General features: G+C 72.3%; 8 protein-coding genes and 1 pseudogene. 7 read left to right on the forward strand and 2 right to left on the reverse strand.

From position 1 onward, the window contains the following. Positions 1 to 169 (forward strand): TerD family protein (locus QR77_RS01930; protein ID WP_040019362.1); only part of this gene is annotated, 169 nt, incomplete at its 5' end. Between the two features lie 101 nt (positions 170 to 270). Here QR77_RS01930 and QR77_RS01935 read toward each other — a convergent pair. Further along, positions 271 to 756, reverse strand: a complete 486-nt coding sequence (locus QR77_RS01935) for a TrkA C-terminal domain-containing protein (RefSeq protein ID WP_040019363.1) — start codon at positions 754 to 756, stop codon at positions 271 to 273. Positions 757 to 917: 161 nt separating this feature from the next. On the opposite strand from QR77_RS01935, the pseudogene QR77_RS01940 reads away from it, so the two are divergent. From QR77_RS01940 to QR77_RS01965, 6 genes and pseudogenes are all read left to right on the forward strand, one after another. Further along, a pseudogene (locus QR77_RS01940) lies at positions 918 to 1,840 on the forward strand (siderophore-interacting protein). A 139-nt stretch (positions 1,841 to 1,979) separates the two neighbouring features. Next, positions 1,980 to 2,699, forward strand: coding sequence for a GntR family transcriptional regulator (locus tag QR77_RS01945; RefSeq protein ID WP_040019364.1), 720 nt, complete (start codon positions 1,980 to 1,982; stop codon positions 2,697 to 2,699). 160 nt (positions 2,700 to 2,859) lie between these two features. Beyond that, entirely contained in the window at positions 2,860 to 3,582 is a 723-nt protein-coding gene (locus QR77_RS01950) for a DUF969 domain-containing protein (RefSeq protein WP_040019365.1), read from the forward strand. After that, on the forward strand, positions 3,579 to 4,547 hold the full coding sequence (locus tag QR77_RS01955; protein ID WP_040019366.1) for a DUF979 domain-containing protein: 969 nt from the start codon (positions 3,579 to 3,581) through the stop codon (positions 4,545 to 4,547). The genes QR77_RS01950 and QR77_RS01955 overlap by 4 nt, the downstream gene beginning before the upstream one ends. 98 nt (positions 4,548 to 4,645) lie before the next feature. Then, the gene (pcp, locus tag QR77_RS01960; RefSeq protein ID WP_040019367.1) at positions 4,646 to 5,287 is read left to right on the forward strand and encodes a pyroglutamyl-peptidase I; all 642 of its coding nucleotides are present in this window, start codon (positions 4,646 to 4,648) and stop codon (positions 5,285 to 5,287) included. Next, positions 5,284 to 6,297, forward strand: a complete 1,014-nt coding sequence (locus tag QR77_RS01965) for a DUF2891 domain-containing protein (RefSeq protein WP_040019368.1) — start codon at positions 5,284 to 5,286, stop codon at positions 6,295 to 6,297. Before pcp ends, QR77_RS01965 begins: the two co-directional genes overlap by 4 nt. 30 nt (positions 6,298 to 6,327) lie before the next feature. Here QR77_RS01965 and QR77_RS01970 read toward each other — a convergent pair. Continuing rightward, a partial coding sequence (locus QR77_RS01970; protein WP_040019369.1) for a BTAD domain-containing putative transcriptional regulator occupies positions 6,328 to 9,266 on the reverse strand: 2,939 nt, incomplete at its 5' end.

The raw sequence follows: 9,266 nt of genomic DNA on the forward strand, positions 1-9,266 counted from the left end.
CGGCGCCGAACTGGCGCGCTACGACCTGAGTGAGGACGCGGCCACCGAGACCGCCATGGTCTTCGGTGAGCTGTACCGCAACGGCGCGGAGTGGAAATTCCGCGCGGTCGGGCAGGGTTACGCCAGCGGGCTGACCGGGATCGCAACCGACTTCGGCGTCGGAGTCTGACCTCAGGGTCGGACACCGAGGCCGGCACATCAGGGGCACAGGGCGTGGGGCGCGCGTCCTGTGCCCCGCCGCTTTCCCGCTCGGCCCCCGGTCGGCCCCGCTCAGCCCCCGGCGATCAACTCGGCGACCGCGTCCACGCCTTCCCTCGTACCGACCACCACAAGCGTGTCCCCGAGGGCGAAGCGGAACGCGGGTGACGGCGAGGGGAAGGCGTCGGTCCTGCGCAGTACGGCGACGATCGAGGCGCCCGTACGGGTACGCGCCTGGGTCGCGCCGAGCGTCCTGCCCACGTACGGCGAGCGCCTGCCGACCGGGATGTGCTCGGTGACGAGGTCGATCTCCAGGTGCTGGCGCAGGTGGGCGACGGGGTCGGGTGTCAGGAGTTCGGACAGCGCCGTCGCCTCGTGCGGGCTGAGCGCGGTGGCGTCCTTGCAGGCGTCGTCGTCCTCCGGGTCGTGGAACGAGAGGATGCGCCGGCCGTCCTGGTGCACGACGACGGAGAGATGGCGGCCCGCTTCGGTGGTCAGGTCGTAGCGCGTACCGACCCCTGGCAGGGCGGTCTTGCTGACATGAGCTGTCGGCTCCATGAGTAACGCTCCACACGGCCGTGTTGTGTCGGGCCCCCATCATCCGCCATCGGGCCGCACGGGGTTGCCCGCCGCCGCGCGGGGATCGTACGGACGCCATGTCGGCGCCGTGCGGGCGGCGTGTCGGCCGCGTGTCGGCGCCGGCTGCCAGCCTGGCTCGCATGACAGAACACACAGCGGGGCGGCCCGAGAACAGCGCGGCACCCCGGGCACTTCCGGTCCGGACCATCGAGGTCACGGACGTCGTACGGCTCACCCCGCGCATGGCGCGGATCACCTTCGGCGGGCCCGATCTCGCCGATTTCGCCCTGGCGGGACCCGACCAGCAGGTGAAGCTGTACTTCCCGAAGCCGGGCCGGCGCGTCCCGGTGCTGCCCGGTCCCGCCGACGACGGCGACGGCGACGGCGACGGCGACGGCGATGTGATGTGATGCGGTGGTACGCGGCGTTCCAGGCGATCCCCGAGGACGAGCGGCCCTGGACGCGTAGTTACACGGTGCGGGCGCACGACCCGCTGCGCGGCACGGTCGACGTCGACTTCGTGCTGCACCGCGACGCGGGCCCGGCGACCAGGTGGGCGCTCTCGGCGGCGCCCGGCGATGTGCTGGGCATGTTCGGTCCGTCCGCGTACTTCGCCACGCCCGTGCCGCTGGGGACGACCGACTGGATGCTGCTCGCCGGCGACGAGTCCGCGCTGCCCGCGATCGGCACGATTGTCGAGGCGCTGCCGCCGGGGGCGAGGGCCGTGGCGTACGTGGAGGTCGCGGACGCGGCCGAGGAACAGCGGTTCACGACGGCGGGCGATGTGAGCGTGCGCTGGCTGCACCGGGACGGCGCCCCTGCGGGGCACGGGCCGCTGGTGGAGGCGGTGCGGGGCGCCGTGTTCCCCGGAGGTTCGGGGTACGCGTGGCTCGGCGGCGGGGCGAGCGCGGTCAGGGCGCTGCGGCGGCATCTCGTCGGTGAACGGGGGCTCGACAAGAGGTCGGTGGACTTCACCGGCTACTGGCGGCTCAGCCTGACGCAGGACGACGATCCGACCGAGGCGGACCTCGCCGAGGCGCGGGAGCGGCTGGCCGGCGGGTGAGGTCGCTCCGGAGGCGGAACGGCTGAGGTCCTTGGCGCGGGCCCGCTGATTGTTCAACAATGCGGGGGCGGGCATAGGGTCGCGCCAACGCGTCCGGGCCCGAACCGGGCGGACAGCCCGCCCAGGGAGAAGGGTCAGCATGACTGCGGAGACCGGCCGAGCACTGTCCGAACTCATCGCTGACCGGGCGCTGTTGGGCCGTACCGGCACGGCCGAGCGGGTCGCCGACATCCTGCGTGAACGCATCGCGCGCGGTTTCTTCCCGCCGGGCAGCCGGCTCTCCGAGGAGCGCATCGGTAACGCGCTCTCCATCTCCCGTAACACACTCCGCGAGGCGTTCCGGCTGCTCACCCATGAGCGGCTGGTCGTGCACAGGCTGAACAGGGGCGCGTTCGTCCGGGTACTGACCGCCGACGACATCGGCGACATCTACCGCGTACGGCTCCTCGTGGAGTGTGCCGCCGTCCGGGACCTCGGCGAGCCGGGCGGGCCGCCGTACGCGCTGGAAGCGGTGGCGGCCGCCGTCGCCGACGGGGAGGAGGCGGCGGCGCGGGACGACTGGGCGCTGTGCGGCACCGCCGACATCCATTTCCACCAGGCGCTCGCCGGGCTCGCGGGCAGTGAGCGGCTCGACGACCTGATGCGCGGTGTGCTGGCGGAGCTGCGGCTCGCCTTCCATGTGATGGGCGATCCACGGCGATTCCACGAACCGTATCTGTCGCGCAACCGCGACATCCTGACCGCGCTGGAGTCGGCGGACGCGGCAGGGGCCGAGCGGCTGCTCGGGTTCTATCTGGAGGATTCCAGAAGGCAGTTGATAGAGGCGTATCCCGCGCACGCGGCGCGCACCGGCGACTGAGGACCGGCCGGAGGGCCCGGCCCGGGAGTGCCCGCCCGGTGCGTTTCGCTCGGATCGGGATGGCGCACACCCTTGTCGGATCGTTGAACAATCCTCTAACCTCCGTGCAACTCGCTTCACACCTCCGCTGAGGCGTCCTCGTACGGAAGGCCGAGAGCACATGATTGTTCTGCTCGGCGTCCTCGTGGTGATCCTCGGATTCGCCACACGACGCAATCCGCTACTGGTCGTCGGTGTCGCCGGGATCGTCACCGGACTGCTGGGCCATCTCTCGCCGGTCGACATCCTGCGGACCTTCGGTGAGAGCTTCGCCTCCAGCCGTTCGGTGACGATCTTCGCCATCACCCTGCCCGTCATCGGCCTGCTGGAGCGTTACGGGCTCCAGCAGCAGGCCAGGACCCTGATCGGCAAGCTGGGCAAGCTCACCACCGGGCGTTTCCTCGCGATCTACCTGCTCCTGCGCCAACTCACCGCCGCCGTGGGCCTCCAGACGATCGGCGGGCCCGCGCAGAGCGTGCGCCCGATCGTCGCGCCGATGGCGGAGGCGGCGGCCGAGCGTACGAACTCCGGCCGGCCGCTGCCGGAGAAGATAAGCGAGAAGGTCCGCTCGCACGCGGCGGGCGTCGACAACGTCGGCGTCTTCTTCGGCGAGGACTGCTTCCTCGCCATCGGCTCCATCCTGCTGATCACCGGTTTCGTCAACACCACTTACCACACCCACCTGGAGCCGCTCCAGCTCGCGCTGTGGGCGATACCGAGCGCCGTGTGCGCGTTCTTCGTACACGGCTCCCGGCTCCTGTACTTCGACCGCAGGCTGGAACACGACCTGCTCGTCGATGTCGCGCCCGCCGTGGGTACCGAGGCCGGAGGGGCAGCCAAGTGATCAAGTCCGAGTGGTTCTACTGGCTGGTCGGCGCCGTGTTCCTGGTGATGGCGATCCAGATGGCCTTCGACAGGACCAATCCCAAGCGCTACGGTTCCACCGCCTTCTGGGGTCTGCTGGGGATCAGCTTCTTCTACAGCACCTGGGTGCTCGACGGGTCGGCCCCCGCCGAACCGCTGGGCGTGGCGGCCCTCGTCATGATCTGCCTCGGCGGTTTCAACCTCACCGGCAAGGGTGTGCCGAAGACGACCGACGAGAAGCAGCGCGTCGCGTCCGCCGCCCGTTTGGGCAACAAGCTCTTCGTCCCCGCCCTGACCATTCCGGTCGTCGCCGTCCTGTGCGCGGTCCTGGTCGCCAAGTGGAAGATCGGCGGCACACCGATCCTGGAGAAGGGCAGCGAGACCATCCTCGGGCTCGGCATCGGCGCCATCGTCGCGCTGGTGGTCGGCATGTGGGTGCTGCGCGAGCGGAAGGTGTCCGTACCGATCCACGAGGGGCGCGGACTGCTGGAGTCGATGGGCTGGGCGCTGCTGCTGCCGCAGCTCCTGGCCGTGCTGGGCGCCATCTTCCAGGCCGCCGGGGTCGGCACCCAGGTCGGGAAGATCACCGAGAAGATCCTGCCCGGCGGGCAGGTGCTCGCCGCCGTGGCGCTCTACTGCGTCGGCATGGCCGTCTTCACCATGATCATGGGCAATGCCTTCGCCGCGTTCCCCGTGATGACGGCGGCGGTCGGCTGGCCCGTCCTCATCGAGCAGATGCACGGGAACATCCCCGCCGTGCTGGCCATCGGGATGCTCGCGGGCTTCTGCGGCACGCTGTGCACGCCGATGGCGGCGAACTTCAACCTCGTCCCGGCCGCGCTCCTGGAACTCAAGGACACCTACGGGCCGATCAAGGTCCAGGCGCCGACGGCCGGCGTGCTGCTCGTCTGCAACATCCTGCTCATCTACTTCTTCGCCTTCTGAGCCGTCTCCCTGAGCGGTCTCCCTGAGCGGTCTCCCTCTGAGCGCCGGCCTCCTGAGCGCGCGTATCCCGAATTCCCGCAATCCGACGAACGGTCACCATGAAAGTCCTGATCACCGGCTTCGAACCCTTCCAGGGGGACAGCGTCAACCCGTCCTGGGAGGCCGCCTCCCTGGTGGCGGCCGACCCGCCCCCCGGGCTCGATGTCACAGCGGTCGAGCTGAGCTGCGTCTACGGCACGGCCATCGAGGAGTTGTACGCCGCCGTGGCGCTGACCGACCCCGAACTCGTCCTGTGCACAGGGCAGGCGGGCGGCAGGACCGGGCTGACCGTGGAGCGGGTGGCCGTCAACGCCGACGACGCGCGCATCCCCGACAACGCCGGCAACCAGCCGGTCGACCGGCCCGTGGTGCCCGGCGGTCCCGTGGCGTACTTCGCTTCCCTGCCCGTCAAGCGGTGTGTCGAGGCGGTACGGCAGGAGGGTCTGCCCGCGTCCGTCTCGGGCACGGCCGGCGCCTTCCTGTGCAACCACGTGTTCTACGGGCTCGCCCATCTCATCGCCACCGAACGCCCGGGCCTGCGCGGCGGATTCGTCCATGTGCCGTTCTCGCCGGGGCAGGTCACGGACCGGAACGAGCCGTCGATGTCCGTACCGGACATGGCGCGCGGTCTCGCCGCCGTGCTCAGCACGGCCGCGCGTACGACCGTGGACCTCAACGTGCCTGGAGGGGCGCCCCATTGAGCGGGAACGACTTCACCGTAGCCGCGCACGCGGACTCGTTCGCCCGGCTGGCCGTGGCGAACACGACGCGCGAGTATCCGAACCTGCCGGGCCATCTCGTGGGCGGCCCGGAGGAGTTGGTGGCGTCCCGCGCGTACCACCCGGCGTTCTACGGCGCGTACGACTGGCATTCGTCGGTGCACATGCACTGGTTGCTGCTGCGTCTGCTGCGCGACCACGCGGAACACGTCGACGTCGCGGCGGTCACCGCGACGCTGGACGCGCACCTCACCTCGGCGGCGCTCGCAGCCGAGGCGGAGTATCTGCGAGCCCATCCGTCCTTCGAACGGCCCTACGGCTGGGCCTGGTTGCTGGCGCTCGCCGCCGAGAGCAGCGCTCTCGGTGTGGAGCGGTGGACCGAGGCGCTGGCGCCGGCCGCCCGTACCGTCGCCGGCCTGGTCACCGACTGGCTTCCCAAGGCCCGGTATCCGGTGCGCCACGGCACCCACACCAACAGCGCGTTCGCGCTCGGCCTGATCCTGGACAGCGCGGATGCGGCCGGAGTTCCCGAACTCGTGGCGCCCGTAACGGCGAAGCTGCGGGAGTGGTTCCTCGACGACCATGGCGCCTCGTTCCGCTGGGAGCCGTCCGGACAGGACTTCCTCTCCCCCGCGCTGAGCGAGGCGGACGTGATGCGGCGGGTGCTCCCGCCGGACGCGTTCGCCGGCTGGCTGACCGCCTTCCTGCCCGAACTCGACGCCGACGGCGGGGAGTTCCTCACCCCGCCCGAGGTCAGCGACCCGGCCGACCCGGGGATCGGCCACCTCCAGGGCCTCTGCCTCAGCAGGGTCGCCGCACTGCGTGGCATCGCGGCCGGCCTGCCGGACGGTGACCCGCGCGTCCCGGCGCTCACCAGGTCCGCCGACAGGCACCTGACCGCCGGGCTTCCCGCGACCGCGGGGGGAGACTTCACCACGGATCACTGGCTGGCCACCTTCGCCGTACTGGCGCTGGAGACGGGGACCGGCTGAGAGCGGGGCAGCCCGGGCGCCGTAAGCGGGTCACAGCAGGGCGGCGGCCTCCTTCACCGTGAGGCCGCCGCCCTCGGCGTAGGCACGTTCGTACCCCGGGCCGTCCAGCGCCGCCCGCACCGCGGCCGTGGCCCGCCCGGCGATCTCGGCATCGGCGGCCGACGGAAATCCTCCCGGGCCCAGCCCGCCGGGCAGCCGCACATGACGCGCGTACGCGCCGAGCAGCCGCGCCCCGTCCTCGGCGGTCCCCAACTCGGCCTTGGCCCAGGCCCCGCAGAGGAACTGCTGGACGATCAGGTGCGGCGCGACCAGATAGGCGAGGGCGTCCAGCCGCCCCACGGCGGCCCTGCTCAGCTCCAGCGCCTGTCCGAACTCCCCTTCCAGGCAGCACAACCACGCGTGCGCGCCCGCCACCAGGCCGCCGAACAAGGGGTGCTCGGCGTCGACGGCGTCCTGCTCCAGTACGTCCAGTTGGGCACGCGCCGCCTGGATACGCCCCGTGCGTCCGTAGCGCTGCGCCAGCAGCAGCCGGGCCCGGCCGACCCCTTGCCCCGGTCGCTCCGCCGCCTCCTCGGCCGCCTCCACCAGGGCCCGTTCGGCGCGGGCCTCGGCGGCTGTGTCCCCGTCGTCGGTCGCCGCCTCAAGACGTACGGAGGCCAACCGCGCCCTGAACAGCGGCACCTGGGACCGTGTCCCGCTCAACTCACAGCACTCGACGGCCCGTTCGAGGTCGGCGGCAGCCTCCGCGTAGCGCCCCCGGCGTTGATGCGTCTCGGCGCGCGCCGCGAGTGACTCGGAGAGCGCCTGGAGATCACCCGCCCGTTCGAAGAGGGCGGTGGCCTCGTCGGCGTCGAGACCCGACCGCTCCAGGCCGTCCGGACTCTCGCCCAGCAGCCTGGACCGCAGCATCAGGGCCAGGCCCAGGTTCCAGTGGTCCGCCTGCTCGCGGCAGGCCGCCACGAGTGCCTCCAGCGTCTCGCCGAGGCCGGAGAACTCCCCCGTCATCAGCCGGGCGAAGTACCACATGGAGCCGGGCTGGCGGCAGTTCTGCGGCAGGCCGGGGCGGTAGGCCCTGACGATCGCGTTCAGTTGGTGGCCGGTACGGATACCGTCCAGCCCTGAGCCTTCCCCTTCACTGCCCGCGAGCACCATCAGCCCCACGCCACGCCTGGCCTCCCAGAGCTGCTCCTCGGACCAGGGCAGCGGCAGCGCCGTACAGGGCTCGGGCAGCGGAACGGCGAGCGGCGCGGACGGGGAGAAGGGGTCGGGGCCGAGCGCGGCCACGGCGGCCGACCAGAACTGGGCGTCGCCGCGGTGGTCGCTCAACTGCCAGAACCAGCTCATCGAGAGTGCGATACAGAGCGCCTCCTGCTCCTTCCCGTTGTCGACCGCCGTACGCAGTGCCGCGCGTACGTTGGCGTGCTCGCGCTCGAACCGGACCAGCAGACGCGCCTGGTGCGGCCCGCGCAGCCCGGGCTCGCCGACGCGTACCAGCTCGCGGTACGCGATCAGGTGCCGCCGCTCGACGGCCGCCCGCTCCCCCGATTCGTCGAGGCGCCCGGCCGCGTACTCCCGGACGGTCTCCAGCAGCCGGTAGCGCATGCCGTCCTCGTCGTCGGGCGCAGCGACCACCAGCGATTTGTCGACAAGGGAGGCGAGCAGTTCCAGGACGTCGGGCTTCGTGTCGCTCCCGTCGGCGCCGTCCTCGGCCGCCACCGCCTCGGCCTGCGCGAGCGCGCAGCCGCCGGAGAACACCGACAGCCGTCGCAGGACGGCCCGTTCGGCGCCGGACAGCAGGTCCCAGGACCAGTCGACGACGGCGCGCAGTGTCCGCTGTCCGGGGCGTACGGTCCTGCTGCCGCTGCCCGCCCCGAGCAGCCGGAACCTGTCGTCCAGCCGGTCGGCGATCTGCCGGGGGGTCAGCACCCGCAGCCGTGCGGCGGCGAGTTCGAGCGCGAGCGGCAGGCCGTCGAGGCGCCGGCAGATCTCGGCGCAGGCGCCCGGGTCGTCGGACGTACGGAATCCGGGCCGCGCCGCGGCGCCCCGTGCGCCGAACAGCCGGAGCGCCACGTCCTGCGGCAGCGGCTCGACGGTCCGCACCGACTCGCCGGGCACCCCCAGGGGTTCCCTGCTGCTGGCGAGCACGCTCACCCCGGGGCAGTGGGTGAGGAGCGACTCGGCCAGCCGGGCCGCCGACCCGATCACATGCTCGCAGTTGTCGAGCAGGATCAACATGCGGCGCTGCCCGCAGTGTTCGGCGAGCTGGACCAGCGGGTCGCGCGATCCCGCCTCCCCCGCCGCCGGGCCCAGCAGCTTCGCCTCGCGGGCGCCGAGTGCGGTCAGCACGGCCTCGGGCACGGTCGCCTCGTCCCGTACGGGAGCCAGCTCGGCCACCCACACGCCGTCCGGCCAGGTGCCGGCGACCGCCCTGGCGGCCTCCAGGGACAGCCGGGTCTTCCCCGCGCCGCCGGGTCCGACCAGACTGATGAGGCGCTCGGTGCCCAGATCGGCGGAGAGCGCGGCCAGTTCCGCCGCGCGGCCGACGAAGGAGGTGAGCGGGGCCCCGAGGTTGCCGGGGGCGGGGCGCCGGGGCGCGGCCGCCGGGGGCTCCGGTATGCCGTCGGCGACTGCCAGCAACTCGGCGTACAGGGAACGCAGTTCGGGTCCGGGGTCGGTGCCCAGTCGCTCCGCGAGCCGGTCGCGGATGTCGTGATACGCCTGGAGCGCCTCGGCGGGTCTGCCGGCCGCCCGCAGCGCGCGGACGCGCAGCGCCTGGAGGGATTCGTCGAGGGGCGCCGCCTCGGCGAGTGCGGCAAGGCCCGGCAGCGCCTGCCGGGGGCGGCCTCCGTACACATCGGCGGCGAGCCTGTTCCGCACCGCCTCCTCGTGGAGCCGTTCGGCGCGCACAACCAGCGGGTCGCTGTCGCGCCCGGGCAGGTCCGCCAGCGGCGGGCCCTCCCGGAGCGCGA

The sequence above is a fragment of the Streptomyces sp. 150FB genome, assembly GCF_000818195.1.
Taxonomy (GTDB): domain Bacteria; phylum Actinomycetota; class Actinomycetes; order Streptomycetales; family Streptomycetaceae; genus Streptomyces.